The 15,608-nt window shown below is 53.3% G+C and carries 12 protein-coding genes; 7 read left to right on the forward strand and 5 right to left on the reverse strand.

The annotated features are described in order from the left end of the window. From IGQ16_RS01860 to rfbD, 3 genes are all read right to left on the reverse strand, one after another. The coding region (locus IGQ16_RS01860; RefSeq protein ID WP_297060030.1) for an SNF2-related protein at positions 1-2,187 on the reverse strand (2,187 nt) is incomplete at its 3' end. Between the two features lie 168 nt (positions 2,188-2,355). Beyond that, positions 2,356-3,264, reverse strand: a complete 909-nt coding sequence (locus IGQ16_RS01865) for a restriction endonuclease (protein WP_297060032.1) — start codon at positions 3,262-3,264, stop codon at positions 2,356-2,358. A 517-nt stretch (positions 3,265-3,781) separates the two neighbouring features. Next, complete coding sequence (gene rfbD / locus IGQ16_RS01870; protein WP_297060034.1) at positions 3,782-4,675, reverse strand: dTDP-4-dehydrorhamnose reductase; 894 nt, start codon at positions 4,673-4,675, stop codon at positions 3,782-3,784. 62 nt (positions 4,676-4,737) lie between these two features. Here rfbD and IGQ16_RS01875 point away from each other — a divergent pair, with 62 nt between their 5' ends. Beyond that, positions 4,738-6,672 carry an AarF/ABC1/UbiB kinase family protein gene (locus tag IGQ16_RS01875; protein WP_024125871.1) on the forward strand — a complete coding sequence of 645 codons (1,935 nt, stop codon included), beginning with the start codon at positions 4,738-4,740 and terminating at the stop codon, positions 6,670-6,672. Here IGQ16_RS01875 and IGQ16_RS01880 read toward each other — a convergent pair. Beyond that, complete coding sequence (locus IGQ16_RS01880) at positions 6,608-7,708, reverse strand: hypothetical protein (RefSeq protein ID WP_297060037.1); 1,101 nt, start codon at positions 7,706-7,708, stop codon at positions 6,608-6,610. The genes IGQ16_RS01875 and IGQ16_RS01880 overlap by 65 nt on opposite strands. A 136-nt stretch (positions 7,709-7,844) precedes the next feature. Between IGQ16_RS01880 and IGQ16_RS01885 the strand changes: the two genes are divergently transcribed. The 6 genes from IGQ16_RS01885 (at position 7,845) to IGQ16_RS01910 (ending at position 14,166) form a co-directional block, all read left to right on the forward strand. After that, the gene (locus tag IGQ16_RS01885) at positions 7,845-10,049 is read left to right on the forward strand and encodes an argonaute PAZ domain-containing protein (protein ID WP_297060039.1); all 2,205 of its coding nucleotides are present in this window, start codon (positions 7,845-7,847) and stop codon (positions 10,047-10,049) included. 410 nt (positions 10,050-10,459) lie between these two features. Beyond that, a complete protein-coding gene (locus IGQ16_RS01890; RefSeq protein WP_011056791.1) occupies positions 10,460-10,768 on the forward strand; it encodes a carbon dioxide-concentrating mechanism protein CcmK in 309 nt (102 codons plus the stop codon). 96 nt (positions 10,769-10,864) lie between these two features. After that, positions 10,865-11,206 (forward strand): carbon dioxide-concentrating mechanism protein CcmK, encoded by a 342-nt coding sequence (locus IGQ16_RS01895; protein ID WP_011056790.1) that lies wholly within the window; start codon positions 10,865-10,867, stop codon positions 11,204-11,206. Next, the gene (locus IGQ16_RS01900; protein WP_041429302.1) at positions 11,206-11,505 is read left to right on the forward strand and encodes a EutN/CcmL family microcompartment protein; all 300 of its coding nucleotides are present in this window, start codon (positions 11,206-11,208) and stop codon (positions 11,503-11,505) included. Before IGQ16_RS01895 ends, IGQ16_RS01900 begins: the two co-directional genes overlap by 1 nt. An 18-nt stretch (positions 11,506-11,523) precedes the next feature. Continuing rightward, positions 11,524-13,482, forward strand: coding sequence for a ribulose bisphosphate carboxylase small subunit (locus IGQ16_RS01905; protein ID WP_297060041.1), 1,959 nt, complete (start codon positions 11,524-11,526; stop codon positions 13,480-13,482). 21 nt (positions 13,483-13,503) lie between these two features. Beyond that, entirely contained in the window at positions 13,504-14,166 is a 663-nt protein-coding gene (locus IGQ16_RS01910; RefSeq protein ID WP_297060043.1) for a hypothetical protein, read from the forward strand. Here the strand turns inward: IGQ16_RS01910 and rlmD are convergent. After that, positions 14,149-15,498 carry a 23S rRNA (uracil(1939)-C(5))-methyltransferase RlmD gene (rlmD, locus tag IGQ16_RS01915; protein WP_024125866.1) on the reverse strand — a complete coding sequence of 450 codons (1,350 nt, stop codon included), beginning with the start codon at positions 15,496-15,498 and terminating at the stop codon, positions 14,149-14,151. The two genes, IGQ16_RS01910 and rlmD, sit on opposite strands and share 18 nt — an antisense overlap. Positions 15,499-15,608 lie beyond the last annotated feature (110 nt).

The raw sequence follows: 15,608 nt of genomic DNA on the forward strand, positions 1-15,608 counted from the left end.
CCCAGAAACGTTCTCGCGCTCCTTAGAGATCAAGCGGTAGTGCCCCGGTTGGATGCCCTCGCGGGGAGGATGTTTCAGGTCGAAGGTTAGCGTTGCTTCGTCGAACTTTGCCTGCCCGTCCAGAACGAACCGGGTGAGCCGCCAGAACATCATCCCAAAACGGTCAAGCTGTTGCCGCGCTCCTTCCAGGTTCACGCGCAGACGCGCATGAACGTCTTCGTCGAAGTGTTCGAGAAGCTTCTGCCGGGTCTCGGCCATGCGAAGCTGAATCTTTTCGTCGAGCTCCTGACGCAGTCTCGTGAAAGCCGCTTCGATTTCCTCCGGCGTGCGGCATTGCTGGTAGATCTCGAGCACCCGTCGTTCGAAGTCCACGCCCGACTCAATGGTGCCAAGGACTTCGTCCGAGGCGCCGAACACACCGCTGAAGAGGTTGAATTTCTCCTCAAGGAGCTCATAAACGCGGCGGTCGGCCTCGTTCTTCTCGTTGAGGAAGTTGATGACGACGACATCGTGCTTCTGCCCATAACGGTGGCAGCGCCCGATTCGCTGCTCGATCCGCTGGGGGTTCCAGGGTAGATCATAGTTGATGACCAGCGAGCAAAATTGCAGGTTGAGGCCCTCGGCTCCGGCTTCCGTGGCGATCAGGATCTGCCCGTGATCGCGGAAGTGCTCGATGATGGCTGTGCGGATGTCCACAGGCCTGGACCCCGTCGCGCGGCCACTATCCCTGTTAGCTTGCAGCCAGCGATCGTAGATGGCGGTTGTATCCGGTTCCTTGTTCGTCCCGTTGAACGTGATGATGCGGCCGGCGTAGCCGTTCGTCTCCAGAAAGTCCTTCAAGTAAGCTTGCGTTCTCCGCGATTCCGTGAAGATCACGGCACGCTGCGCTGCCCCCATCTCGGCCATCTTCTCGAAACCGATCTCGAGGGCTTTGATGAGGGCACGGCTCTTGGTATCAATTCCGATGCTTCTTGCCGATTGGGCGTAGCGGTTCAGCTCGTCGATCTCTGCGAGCAGCTTCTGCCGGTCCACGGCGGATACCGCCGGTTCGGCCTCGGCTGCCTGGGCTTGCTCGTCCGAACCCTCATCGCCGGAAAGTTCCGGAGGCGAGTCGAGAATCTCGTCCAACAGTTCGTCGTCAATTTCCTCCTTCGCAATGAGGCGCTCGACAAGGTCTTCGGGAGCCGGAAGCTTGTCACGGATGGCGATCAGGCGGTCGCGGATGGCTTCAAGTGTGGCCGCCACGGCTTGAGCTGAAGAAGCAAGAAGCTTGCGGACGATCAGGACCGTTAGGTGGCGTTGCCGATGGGGTAGCGCGTAGGTGTCTGGACGCTGAAGAAACGCCGATACCGCTTCATACAGCTTGTGTTCCTGCTCCGTCGGCTTGAAGGGCCGCGTAATGAGCCGGCGCTCGGTGTACTGGATGTACTCAAGGACCTGCCGTCGTAGCGTACGCATGCAAAAGGTGCGAAGGCGATTCCGCAGCTCTTCCAGATTCCCATTGGCATTGACGAACTGACTTCGGAAGAAGGATGGGTTGCCGCCGAAGATGTGGTCATCGATGAGGGTGGAAAGACCGTACAGCTCCAGCAGTGAGTTCTGGAGCGGCGTCGCTGTCAGCAGTACCTTGCGCCGATCCTCGAAGGCCCATCGAATGTTTTGCCCCATGCGATTTGACGGTTGGTAGGCGTTGCGCAGCTTATGGGCCTCATCAATGACCACCAAATCCCACTGGATAGGGCGAAGTTCGGACGCGCGTGTGCTGGCGAAGTTCATGGAAGTGACCACGATCTTGTTTGCCTCAAAGGGATTGAGGCCTTGCGCTTGCCGCTCCCGGTACTCCTTCGCATCCAGGATGACCGTCGGAAGGTTGAACTTCTCGGAAAGCTCGATCGCCCACTGTTTGCGGATGGAGGCGGGGCAAATGACCAGAAGCCGACGCCGCTGTTCAGCCCAAAGCTGGCAGAGGATGAGTCCAGCCTCAATAGTTTTGCCAAGACCAACCTCGTCAGCAAGGATTACGCCTTTGGAGACAGGAGATCGGAAGGCGAACAGCGCTGCCTCGATCTGGTGCGGATTGAGATCCACGCATGCGTCGAAAAGAGACCGTGAAAGGCGCTCCACCCCTGTCCCGCCCATGCGGGTCAGCTCATGCGCAAAATATTTGGCGTGATAGACGGTGCTCATTGTTGGTAACTCCTGGGAAATCGAATGGGCTGTACCCAGGCAAAGTTGGCATTGCCGGCGGGCAACAGAGCGTACTTCCAGCACTTGTCCTCGCACAGGCGCTTGCTGCCTCCTCCTTCCTGTCGCAAGGGGGTTGGGCTAAGAAAAACTTTGAAAATCGTTGGCCTTTCATTCTTCGAGAAAGAAGTCGTTATCAATGCGTTTGACCGGATAGCTGGTTACAGTGGCAACACCCACGTTGTGCTCGAACATCAGTTCCGCAAGCCGCTCACCGTCGACGAGCACAATTTTACTGTCAATTTTTTCGACATACTGTCGGGCTTCCTCGGTGAAGGTGGAGGTGGTGATAAACACACCTTTGCGGGCACGCTGTCCTTGAAGCGCCCCGGCAAACTTCTCGACCTCAGGCCTGCCGACGGTTTGCCCCCAGCGCTTGGCTTGCACATAGACCACATCGAACCCAAGCCGATCCTCCTTGATGATGCCGTCAATGCCTTCATCGCCACTGCGCCCGATGGTCCGCGCTGCTTCCTGGAACGAACCGCCATAGCCCATGCGCACAAGGAGCTCTACAACCAAACGCTCAAAAAAGGCGGCAGAAGCTTCCTTTACCTGCTCTAAAAGCTCTGCCAATAGGTTTTGTTTCAGGGTTTCGTATGCTTGTTCCAGCAACTCCTCTGGCGAACCTGTATCGTCGGAAGGCATGACATCGTTCGTTACTGTGGTGGTGCTGCTCTGCGCTATGAAAGCCCGGAACTCTTCAAACTGCTTGAGGAAATCTATGTCGATGCGATCGAGATTCTGCGCGAGCACCTCACGTCCGCGCTCGGTGATCTGTACCCAGCCACGACGTGGGCTTTCGAGCAACCCAGCCTTTTTCAAGTACGTTCTCGCCCAGCCAACCCGGTTGTCGAAAATCGGCTGCTGGCCGCTCGGCAAAAGCTGCCTCCGCTCCTCCACAGTGAGCGAGAATTCCTGGGCTAAATGGTCTATCAGGTCGCGCAAACGCTGCTGCTCACCGTCCGCAAGATACCTGAGCAGAGGCAGCATAAGCGCTTGGTAAGTAGGGATGGGCATAGTGCGATCTTTCTAGCAGAACATCAGGCTGTCAACACGATGATAACAGGATGCATAGTTACTGTTTGTAGTCAGCGTCCTGCCCTGAAAGAACGCCTTGTCCTTGCTAATTGCTTTGAGATTCTTTCTCACACCCATCAACATTGGCTTGAGGTAGAGGCCCGTTACATGAGAAAAAAAGACGTCAGCCCGCAGTGGTTGCCGCTGGAGCAAGCGGTTCTGCGTTCTGGGCTAAAGTGAAAGCTTGAGCCAGGACATGGGTGGCAACCCCACGCGAGGTGCACTGCTGCCCAATGAAGCGCAAACGGGCCAGTTGCTCCTCGCAGGGTCGGCTCACCTTCGACATCGATCGCTTGGGTTAGACCTCCGAGTTGCGCCGTGAGGTCATTGTCTATGAATTGCTGCACCTGAAAGTGCCCAATCACAGCGAGATGTTTAAGGTATGACTCAAAGCCTATCTGGCATCTGTTGGAACTGCCTCCCCTGCCGATGACATAAAAAGTTGTCGTGACACTCCCTAGAGAACGGATTGGGGATCTAGTTGGTCTAAAAGGGGTTCAAGAACCGCTTCCCAAGGGGGGAGTGGCATCCCTAAAACAGCCTCCAGCTTCCCACAGTTGAGAAGGGAAAAGGCGGGTCGTTGGGCCAAAGTGGGATACTCCCTGCTGGGAATTGCCTCTAGGGTAGCCACTGCACAGCCCTGGGTGCGCAGGTAATCAAAAATTTTAGCAGCAAAACCATACCAACTGGTGCTACCGCGGGGCGTCAGGTGATAGAGGCCACTCAGGGAAGAATCCATCTGCCAGCGCTCGAGGAGTTGATAGGTGAGTTGGGCAATGAAGGGAGCAGCCGTGGGCGTACCGATTTGATCGGCAACCACCCGAACCAAAGGACGGGTTTGGGCCAGGCGAACCATTGTCCGCAGAAAGTTCTTGCCCCGCAAATCATAGACCCAACTGGTGCGCAAAATCAGGTGGGCGGGGTGGTGGGTGGCGATCGCCTGCTCTCCTAGCCACTTACTGTAGCCATAGACATTGAGGGGGGCAGGGGGATCGGTTTCGCGATAGGGTAGCGACTGCGTGCCGGCAAAGACATAATCGGTGGAGTAGTGAATCAGCAGCCCGCCTAGGTCGGCCATGGTTTCTGCCAAGCGGCCAACCGCTGTGCCATTAATCCGCTGGGCCCGCTCGGGTTCCTGTTCCGCTTGATCTACGGCAGTGTAGGCCGCCGCATTGATGACCACATCGGGGCGAAGGGTTTTCAGTAACTGAGGAATGGCATCTACATCTTCCAGGTCCAGGGTTACGGCGGTACCTTGGCGAGCCACGGGAATCACTTCAATGCTAGGCGGGGCCTGCCGCACCAGTTGCCAGCCCACCTGCCCCGTTGCCCCCAAAATCACCAGCCGCATTTTCTACACTCCTGGGTGATGAACTGATTGTTAAAATACTTTAAGAGTTTGCGCCACTACCCATGAATACGGCCATTGTCCCCAGCGATGCCGCGCCCCAAGAGATTGCGATCGCGGCTGAAACCCTTCCCAATGATCCAGAGAGCTTTCAACCCTACGATCCGCTGGCTATCGATGCCTACTATCGGCAGCGGCCTTTACTGGTCTTGAGTCGTTGGTTGCGGATTCTCTGGCCGGTGTTTTGGCTGCTTTTTAATCGTTGGTGGGACAGGGTCACAGGCCAAAGCAAACAAAATCAACAGCGGCGGGCGATCGCCCTGCGGGAAACCCTAACCCGCCTTGGCCCTGCCTACATCAAAGTGGGACAAGCCCTCTCCACCCGTCCGGATTTGTTGCCAGCGGTGTATCTGGAGGAATTGACAAAACTCCAAGATCAGTTGCCACCCTTTCCCAATGAAGTGGCCTTTCAGTTTATTGAGGAGGAACTGGGCGCCCCCCCCAGTGAACTCTTTGCGGAACTGAGTGATCATCCCATTGCAGCTGCCTCGTTAGGACAGGTGTATCGCGGCAAACTCCACAGTGGCGAAGAGGTGGCCGTTAAAGTTCAGCGCCCCGGCTTGGCAGAGAGTATCACCTTGGATATTTACATTCTGCGGGGGGTGGCCTATTGGGCAAAACGCCTGATCAAGGAGATTCGCAGTGATTTAGTGGCCATTCTCGATGAATTTGCCAGCCGCCTCTTTGAGGAAATGGACTATACCCAAGAGGGACGAAATGCCGAACGCTTCGCCCGTCTCTATGGCCATCTCACCGATGTCTATGTGCCTAAAATTTACTGGCAATACACACGGCGGCGAGTGCTGACGATGGAGTGGGTAACGGGGGTCAAACTGAACCAATTGCAGCAAATTCAGGCCCTGGGGATTGATCCGCGCTATATGGTGTATGTGGGGGTGCAGTGCTCCCTACGGCAGTTGCTTGAACATGGTTTTTTCCATGCGGATCCCCATCCCGGGAATCTGTTGGCCATGCCCAGCGGCAAATTGGCCTATCTCGACTTTGGCATGATGAGTGAGATTGCCCCAGAGCAGCGCTATGGCTTGCTGAATGCTATTGTTCACATTGTTAACCGCGAGTACGAAAGCCTTGCCTACGACTATGTTCATTTAGGGTTCCTAACCCCCGATACGGATTTGGAACCCATTATTCCAGCCTTGGCCTTAGTTTTTGAGGATGCCTTGGGGGCGAGTGTTTCGGAACTGAATATCCAACGCATTTTCGATCGCCTGTCAGAGGTGATGTATGAGTATCCCTTTCAAGTGCCCGCCTATTATGCCTTGATTGTGCGATCGCTATTGACCATGGAGGGGATTGCCATGGGCGTTGACCCCAACTTTAAGGTACTCAGTGCCGCCTATCCCTACATTGCCAAGCGACTGCTCACGGATCCTGCCCCGGAGCTGCGTACGAGTCTCACAAACCTTCTCCTCAAGGATGGTCAATTTCGCTGGACGCGCCTAGAAAATCTGCTGCGCAATGCCCGCGAGAGTCGTGACTATGACTTTAATGTGGTGCTAGAGCAGGCTTTGGATTTTCTCTTTTCGGAGCGGGGAGCCGAGTATCGCGATCGCCTAGCGGATGAAATTGTCAAGAGCCTCGACACTTGGGCACGGACAACGATGGGGCAATGGAACCTTGTGCAACTCTTACCCCTAGTCAGCCGCCCAGTACCGGCAACGGCCAGTTCCAACATCATCAGTGAAGCCAACGCCCTAGAGCATTTGCGCCGCATTTTCAGCATTTTGCAGGATACCCCCGGTTTTGATTGGGTCAAAGTTATCCCTGCGATTCTGCGGATTATTGTGCGCCCAGAGGTGCAGCAAATGGGTCAGCGCATTGTCAACGGCCTCCTGCAACGGGCGATCGCTCGCTTTATTCGGGAGATGTTGCTGGCGGACTCGCAGCCGGCGCTACAGACGACGAGTCTGTCCCGCTAGGTTCTGGGGATACAGCCGGTGGTGCTGCCCCAGGAGGGGGGGGTGTTGGTGCAGGGGTCGCTTCCTCAGCATCCTCAGCAGCTGGGGGTGAAGCCTGATGAGCCTCAGAGGGGCTAGGCGCTGGCGCGGTGGGTTGTTGGCGGGGGGGTGAAGCAGCGGGCGGACACATCTCAGGACGATACTCAAAGGCAAAGGTGATCGCTAGGGCCTGATATTTGCCTGTAGCCTCAAAAGCTTGCTTTCGTACCTGTTCTAAAGCCGCCTGATCCAAAAGCGGCGAGCCACTGCTGCGAATAATCTGGGGATTGCGGGTGAGCAAGCCCGTTTCTGGAGCGGCATTTGCAGGGAGCAATTCACCCTGGGGAGTGACTACCACCGCAACCGTTGTTTCCCCTTGTAGGCGATCGCCACAGGCCTCCTGCGGATAAAAGTCCGCAATCCGCTGCCCAAAATTCACTTGGATATCTGTCGTATTCAGCGTTGACCGCGTTTCATTAAACCAACGGGACAAAGCGGCTGCTGCCTCCGCTGTTGTACGGGCGATCGGCTCATTCGGTGGGGATGCGGGAGTCGGTAAGACCAGTTCTGGGGCAACGGCAACATCTTCATTGGGGCCCGGCAAGGGGCGGGTGGGCGGGGGCAATTGCCACAGGGGGGGCAAAGGCTGCACCGGCACTGGATTGGGGAGGAGTGGGGGCGACAAAGGAGGCAGCGGCGCCAAGGGGGCAAAGGAAAGGGGGGGTGGCTCAATGCCTGTCAATGGCAGCGGCGGTGGTGTGGTTGTGGCCAGGGGCGGCAGTTCTGTAGGCAAAAGGGGTTTGATAGACGGTAAATCCGCTTCTAGTTCTGGAGAAAGGCTGACCAAGGGCACCAGTTGATCATTGAGCACCTCTGGGGGTGTGGGTTCGGGGACACGCACAAAGGAGAGGATAACGGCGTGCAAAAGAATTGAACTGGCGATCGCCAGCCGGTTTGGCTCCCACACTGGCCATTGAGAAACCCTCTGCCAAATCGGTTGAATTGGTAACCGCAGCATACAAGAACTCCACACCCGTGAATATCCATGACGATTCTATCTTGGCTGATTATTCCTAATGCCAAGCGAAACTTGCTACCATAAACAAATAACGCTGTCCCAATATGGCTGGCTGCCAATACTGTCCCTATCAGTGATGCCCACCCCATTTCAAGAAGTTGAGGTTGTACTCAATCGTTTTTTTGTAAAAAAATTGAGTCAACCAGATCTTACATTTCATGAATACCAATGCCAATTTACTCAAATGCCAGAACAAGGTAGCGAGCAAAAAGCCCTTTCCAGCGTTTGCTACAAACTAGGAGTCACTGCTGTTCGACTAGGGAGCCGCATTATCACAAGGGAGCCTATTGACCCTAGAAGAATGCAAACTCAGGATTGGCAGTTACAGCAGATAGGATGTAGAGAACTGAGCTGTCAAAACCCTCATGAAAGAAAGGCTCTGGAAAGCTTTGAAAGAAAAACTCTAGAGGAAAATTTAAAGTTAAAGTTAAAAGAAAAATTTAAGAAAACCATCATCGAAAAAGACTATGAATTAGGGTTGATTTGGTGGATTCCTAGCCAAGAAGGGTTAGAAAAAACAGGTCATGGCTGGCAAGTACATAGAGGCAGACAAATTGATCTTACAATAGAAACAGATGGAAAATTATACTTAGAAATTGATATTCACTATCGATTCTATACTCTATTCACACTTGAGTGGTGGCTCAGTGAATATCCTAATATTCGAATCCAGTACGTGAGGAATACCTACAAAGACAAGAAAACATGGGTTCTTGAAAATTTTTCGGATAAAAATCCAAATGAAACAGAAATAGAAGCGCTAGGAATAAGCTTAGCAGAGTATCACCGTCGAGAGGGAGCAACCGAACAAGAAATAAATGAGTCACGTGTTGTAATTGTTAAGAAAAGTAGCGACTACAAGGCTAAGCCGCTATATCATTTATCTCAAAGATTATCACCAATTCTAACAATGGAAATCTTAGCGCAAATTGCTGAACAAGGAAGAGAAAAAAGTCAAATTCAAGATGCGTTTGCCCGCATCAGGAAAAATATTGACGCGCGTTTACAAGAATCGCAAAAAACAGCTCAAATTATTTTCAAAACCATCTATAATCTCAGCAGTCAACCAGAGCCAATGAAAGTTAATGGTTTTGTCATGCCTCGGGCAAAACTATTAGCTCGAAATGATAAAGAAATCAATCAAATAGCTAGAATTAGCTCCTATGGTTGTGCCAAGATTGGCGAAAAGCAATTTGGTTGCCTAAATTTATTTAATAATAAACCTGAATACCCAGAGGAAGTGCGCAAATGCTTGCTGGACATAGCAAGAAGTAGTGGCACGCAGATAAAAATAGACTCCTGTTTTACAGGAAGTGACTATCCAAAAGATGATCTAGCTCAACAAAGATTCTGGCAACAATGGGCTGCTCAAGGAATTAAAACGGTTTTAGTAGTGATGCCTTGGTCGCCCCATGAGGAGAAAACAAGGCTACGAATTCAGGCATTAAAGGCAGGAATCGCTACGCAGTTCATGATACCAACACCCCAGGCTAATCCCTACAAAGCTCTCAATGTTGCCTTGGGACTGTTGTGTAAAGCTAAGTGGCAGCCTGTCTATCTAAAACCATTAGATGATCCTCAGGCTGCTGACTTAATTATCGGTTTTGACACAAGTACAAACCGAAAGCTGTACTATGGTACGTCTGCTTTTGCAATTTTAGCCAATGGTCAAAGCTTGGGTTGGGAGTTGCCAGATATACAACGGGGGGAAACTTTCTCTGGTCAATCAATTTGGCAAATTGTGTCTAAGCTAGTGCTTAAATTCCAAGACAACTATGGTTCCTACCCTAAGAAGATACTACTGATGCGCGACGGGCTTGTTCAAGAAGGGGAGTTTGAACAAACAATCAAAGAACTGACTCAGCAGCGTATTGATGTCGATATTCTAAGTGTCCGTAAGAGTGGCTCAGGGAGGATGGGACGTGAATCTAATTCAGGCAATACCGAAATAATCTATGATGACGCTGAAGTGGGCACTGTAATTTTTTATTCTGAAAGTAACTCATTTATATTACAAACCACCGAGGTAATCAAGACGAAAACTGGCTCCCTTGGCAGTGCTAGACCTCTGCGGGTTGTGCGTCACTATGGCAATACACCTTTAGAGCTACTGGCTCTGCAGACCTATCACTTGACTCAGTTGCATCCTGCCAGCGGATTTAGCTCCTGCCGACTGCCTTGGGTACTGCACTTGGCCGATAGAAGTAGTAAGGAGTTTCAGCGGATAGGTCAGATCAGCCTTTTGCAGAATATTGATCGAGAAAAGTTAATTGCGGTTTGACAACAAAATAGACCTCAATCTATCAAAATATAGGATAAAATTGAAATAATCTATGCATTCTACCCAAGTGCAGGCAGAAGTCTCTGAATCGGGCAATTAGCCCATGAGGAGATAATTATCTTTAGATAAAATTCTATGAATTAGGCGATTTGTATTGACCTATCTTGGGCTGAAAGCGGCATCAGGTGCTTCAAATTAGATTTGATAATACGAAAAACCAGAAAAGATTATCAATCATTATATTGTCAAAAGAAACCCCTCACCCTATGCTTGATTTTAGAGACAAAGAGACGGTGATCAACGTCACGATAACAATCGGCTATCCCGTCATTATTTTCTGTGGCGATCGCTCTGATTGCAACTCTAGCTTTTGTACTGCTTACCCTTATTCTAATTAGGAGAGCTTACTCATGCCAATTGCTGTGGGAATGATTGAAACGCGCGGATTCCCCGCCGTCGTCGAAGCAGCAGATGCAATGGTAAAAGCCGCTCGGGTCACCCTTGTGGGCTACGAAAAAATTGGGAGTGGTCGGGTCACCGTGATTGTGCGGGGTGATGTCTCCGAAGTACAAGCCTCAGTGGCTGCCGGGGTTGATTCTGCCAAACGTGTCAATGGCGGAGAGGTGCTGTCCACGCACATTATTGCCCGTCCCCACGAAAACCTTGAGTACGTATTGCCCATTCGCTATACCGAGGCAGTGGAGCAATTCCGAAACTAAGGGGTTTGGCAGTTTGGTGGAGTTTTCAGTTGCATCGCTTATCGCTCCTCTGGTTCTTTTAGTTCTTGAGTTGTTTGACGTTTAGGAGTTATTACAATGGCAATTGCCGTCGGTATGATTGAAACCCTTGGTTTCCCCGCAGTGGTGGAAGCCGCAGATGCAATGGTGAAAGCCGCTCGCGTTACCCTTGTGGGCTACGAGAAAATCGGGAGTGGTCGGGTCACCGTGATTGTCCGTGGCGATGTTTCTGAAGTGCAGGCTTCAGTCGCGGCGGGGGTTGAAAACGTGAAACGGGTGAATGGGGGTCAAGTGCTCTCCACCCACATCATTGCTCGTCCCCACGAAAACCTCGAATACGTGCTGCCCATTCGCTACACCGAAGCGGTCGAACAATTCCGCGAAAGCGTTAGCGGTATCCGCCCGATGGGTCGCCCATAGTGAAAATCGCGCGAGTGTGCGGCACCGTTACCAGTACCCAAAAAGAAGAAACCTTAACGGGAGTCAAGTTTCTCGTCTTGCAATATCTGGGTGAGGACGGCGAATTTTTACCCGACTACGAAGTGGCTGCGGATACGGTTGGTGCAGGGCAGGATGAGTGGGTATTGGTAAGCCGAGGCAGTGCCGCCCGCTATATTATCAATGGCACCGACAAACCCATTGACGCAGCCGTTGTCGCCATTATTGACACCGTAAGTCGGGATAATTATTTGCTCTATAGCAAACGTACCCAGTATTAGCATTGGAGACTTCTCCCTATGGCGGTTCAAAGCTATGCGGCACCCCCGACGCCGTGGTCTAGGGATTTAGCGGAGCCAAAGATTGCCCCCACGGCTTACGTCCACTCCTTCAGTAACCTCATCGGCGATGTCCGCATCAAAGATTATGTTCACATCGCCCCCGGCACCTCCATCCGTGCCGATGAAGGCACGCCCTTCCACATTGGCTCCCGCACCAATATTCAAGATGGCGTCGTCATCCACGGCCTCCAACAGGGACGGGTGATTGGGGATGATGGCCAAGAGTATTCTGTCTGGATCGGTGATAATGCCTCAATTACCCACATGGCACTGATCCACGGCCCTGCCTACATTGGCGATGGCTGTTTTATTGGCTTTCGCTCGACGGTGTTTAATGCACGGGTTGGTGCCGGCTGTGTGGTCATGATGCACGTCCTCATTCAGGATGTGGAAATTCCACCGGGAAAATATGTGCCTTCGGGAATGGTGATCACGACGCAGCAGCAAGCCGATCGCCTGCCGAATGTGGAAGAGTCAGATATTCACTTTGCCCAGCACGTGGTTGGCATTAATGAAGCGCTGCTATCGGGGTACCAGTGTGCTGAGAATATTGCCTGTATTGCCCCGATTCGGAATGAACTCCAGCGTCAAGAAGATCCACCCACCCTACACGTTGAAATGCTCACCGGGGAAAAGAACACCATGACCACAGATTATGGGACTCACGTCCGGCAATTGTTGCAGCAAGGATACCAAATTAGCTTGGAATATGCCGATGCGCGGCGGTATCGCACTAGCTCTTGGCAAAGTGGCCCGACCTTGACAGGGCAGCAGGAGTCTCAGGTAATGGCCGCGATCGCCCAACGACTCAAGGAACACGAGGGCGAGTATGTGCGCCTGATTGGTGTCGATCCCAAGGCCAAGCGTCGGGTTTTCGAGGAAATCATTCAACGTCCCGGTCAAGCAGCTGTGGCTAGTCGCAGTAGCCCTCGTCCCAGTGCAACGGTGAACGCAGCGCCAGTGGGTTCCTTGGATGCCTCCGTTGTGGCTCAGGTGCGGCAGTTGCTCCAACAGGGGTATCAAATTGGCACAGAGCACGCCGATGCCCGCCGCTATCGCACGAGTTCTTGGACAAGCTGCGCTCCCATTCAATCCAAACAGGAGCCGGAGGTGTTGGCCGCCCTTGAGGCCTGTCTCCAAGAACATGCGGGTGAATATGTGCGCCTTATTGGCATTGATCAAAAGCAAAAGCGGCGCGTCCTTGAGCAAATTATTCAGCGCCCACAGGGACCGGTGGCGATCGCCACAAAAGCACCCACCCCAGTGGCTACTAGTCATGTCTCCGTCAGTTCTGACGGCAATGACACGCTTCTCAGTGCCGATCTCGTAAACCAAATTCAAGACCTGTTGCGCCAAGGCTGCCAAGTCATCACCGAGTATGCCGATCAGCGTCGCTTCCGTACCAGTTCTTGGCAAAGCGGCATCAAAATTACCTCTGCCCAGCAAATCAATGATCTGAAGGCTTTCCTTGCTGAGCACCAGCGGGACTATATCCGCCTTGTGGGGGTCAATCCCCAAGCCAAACAGCGGGTCCTGGAAACCATTATTCACCGTCCCAATGGCAAAGCCGCCAGCAATGGCAATAGCACCCGTAGTCAAGGGTTCACACCGCGTCCAACCGCCTCCAGTCAAGGGGGCACAAGCACCCATAGCCTCAGTCAAGAGGTGATTGAACAAGTCCGGCAACTCCTGCAACAGGGCTATACCCTCGGCCTAGAACATGTGGATGCCCGTCGCTACCGCACCAACTCCTGGCAAAGTGGCCCCCGCATTGAGGCCAAAAATCTTAATGAAGCCCTTGCTGCGATTCAGGCTTGCCTCCAAGAATACAGTGGCGAGTATGTGCGGCTGATTGGTATTAATCCTGTCGGCAAGCAGCGGGTGGCCGAAATCCTACTCCAACAGGCTGCTAAGTAGCCCTCCCTGTGAGGTGCCCCCATGCCCCTGCCGCCCTTAGCTCTGCCCCCTTCACCTGCGGTTCGCATTGTGGGTGATGTGGTGGTGGATCCCCAAGCCGTTTTGGCACCGGGGGTGTTGCTTTGGGCAGAAGCAGGGGCTTCGATTCGGATTGCTGCAGGGGTCTGCATTGGCATGGGTAGCGTCATTCACGCCCACGGCGGCACCATCACAATTGGTGAAGGGGTCAACATTGGTGCGGGAGTGCTGCTGATTGGGGCGGTGACCGTTGAACCCCATGCCTGTATTGGCGCCAGTACCACGGTGATGGAAACAACGATTCCGGCTGGTGCTGTGGTGGCCGCCGGTTCTCTTCTGGGGGATCGGAGTCGTCGTTGGCCGCCCGCCGCAGAAACGAGTCACCCCCAACAGGGGGCTGTTTTCCCTGAGGATCCTTGGCAAGAGCCACCAACAACTGTCCATCCTTCAGAGAATTCCCCACCAGAGCAGCAGGACCCTACCGACTCTTCCCCTAGTCATCAGGAAAGTCCAGCCACTGCTCCACCAGAGACAAGCACTGCGACAAGGCCTAAGGCAAACGTGGTCTATGGTCAAGCCTATGTTAGTAGGATGTTTGCCAAGATGTTTCAGGTGGGGCCCATCCCACCCACGGGGGATAATCCTGCCCTAGGCAGTCGTCAGTAAAGCAATGGTTTCTACATGAGCCGTTTGGGGAAACATATCGAGGGGCTGAATGTTTGCTAGTTGATAGGTACCGGTACTGCAGAGGTGAGCCAGATCCCGTGCCAAGGTGGCGGGGTGACAACTGACATAGAGAATGCGTGGGGGACGGTTGTGGAGAATGGCCTCAAGAACGGCGCGATCGCACCCTTTACGCGGTGGATCAAGAATCAACACATCCACGGCCTGATTGTACTGGGGTAGCCACTCCTCTGCCTTGGCACAGACAAAGTGAGCATTGTTAATGCCATTGTGTTGGGCGTTGGCGATCGCCTGCTGTACCGAGGCAGACTGCACTTCAACACCAATGACTTCAGCCACAGCGCCCGCAAGGGGTAGGCTCAGGGTCCCCACGCCACAGTAGAGATCCACCAGTCGTTCCTGACCCGTTGGAGCAATCCAGTCTCGCAGGGTGGTGACCAGTTGCTCCGCTTGGGCTGTGTTGACTTGAAAAAAAGTGGTCGAGGCAATCTGAAACCTCACCCCTGCCATTTCTTCCCAAAGGTAGGGCCGCCCGGCCAGCACCTGTGTCTCATCGCCAAAGATGCGATTTCCCACTTGATGATTGAAGTTGACACAGACCCCCATCACCCCTTGAAACTGCTGTAACCAACCTTCTGCCGCTGCCTGCAAACCAGCGGGTAATGGCCCCGCAAGCACGAGGGTAATGAGCTGCTCCCCTGTGCGCTGACCTATGCGCAAACCAAGGTGGCGAAACCCCGGTTCATGGGTCTGTTCGCTGTAGATCGGCCAGGGTTGTAATGCCTGCTTCAGGGCAGCCAAGAGGGGATTGAGGCGGGGATCCTGCACCGGACATTGATTCAGGTTCACCAAGTGATGGGAGCCTTTTTGGTAATAGCCGGCAACCACGGCACCGTGGCGGCGACGGAGGGGGTACGTCACTTTATTGCGATAGCCAAAGGGGTTAGGGGCAGCCAAAATCGGTAGAAAGGCTTGGGGTTCGAGATGACCAATACGGGCGATCGCGTCCTTCACCAGTTGTTCTTTGGCCGCCAATTGAGCTGCATAGGCCACACACTGCCACTGGCAGCCGCCACACTTATCGGCGACAATACAGCTTGGGCGCACCCGCCGTTCTGAAGGCTGCACCACCTCCAAAACTTTGCCGTGGGCATATTGTCGCTTTACGTGGGTCAGGCGCACCCGCAGGCGATCGCCCGGAACCGTATCGGCCACAAAAACCACCCGATCCTGCCAGCGTCCTACCCCCTCCCCCGTGTGGCTTAAGGAGTCAATCCTGAGCTCAATCGTGGCGCCCTGCTGCCAAACGCTCATCAATTTACGTCTAAAGTCACTAAACGTTAAGGATAAGTTTAGGGATAAGTTAAGGAGAACCAGCAAGCTCTATTTTCGCTGCTATACTGCTAGCGGTGCAATCCGACGTT

The sequence above is a fragment of the Thermosynechococcus sp. M3746_W2019_013 genome, from assembly GCF_015296045.1.
Lineage (GTDB): Bacteria > Cyanobacteriota > Cyanobacteriia > Thermosynechococcales > Thermosynechococcaceae > Thermosynechococcus.

Bases quoted from the DNA above. Each gene is read 5' to 3' on its own strand.
- IGQ16_RS01865 (WP_297060032.1), bottom strand. From the start codon at position 3,264: ATGCCCATCCCTACTTACCAAGCGCTTATGCTGCCTCTGCTCAGGTAT.
- rfbD (WP_297060034.1), bottom strand. From the start codon at position 4,675: ATGCGGCTGGTGATTTTGGGGGCAACGGGGCAGGTGGGCTGGCAACTG.
- IGQ16_RS01875 (WP_024125871.1), top strand. From the start codon at position 4,738: ATGAATACGGCCATTGTCCCCAGCGATGCCGCGCCCCAAGAGATTGCG.
- IGQ16_RS01880 (WP_297060037.1), bottom strand. From the start codon at position 7,708: ATGCTGCGGTTACCAATTCAACCGATTTGGCAGAGGGTTTCTCAATGG.
- IGQ16_RS01885 (WP_297060039.1), top strand. From the start codon at position 7,845: ATGCCCACCCCATTTCAAGAAGTTGAGGTTGTACTCAATCGTTTTTTT.
- IGQ16_RS01890 (WP_011056791.1), top strand. From the start codon at position 10,460: ATGCCAATTGCTGTGGGAATGATTGAAACGCGCGGATTCCCCGCCGTC.
- IGQ16_RS01895 (WP_011056790.1), top strand. From the start codon at position 10,865: ATGGCAATTGCCGTCGGTATGATTGAAACCCTTGGTTTCCCCGCAGTG.
- IGQ16_RS01905 (WP_297060041.1), top strand. From the start codon at position 11,524: ATGGCGGTTCAAAGCTATGCGGCACCCCCGACGCCGTGGTCTAGGGAT.
- IGQ16_RS01910 (WP_297060043.1), top strand. From the start codon at position 13,504: ATGCCCCTGCCGCCCTTAGCTCTGCCCCCTTCACCTGCGGTTCGCATT.
- rlmD (WP_024125866.1), bottom strand. From the start codon at position 15,498: ATGAGCGTTTGGCAGCAGGGCGCCACGATTGAGCTCAGGATTGACTCC.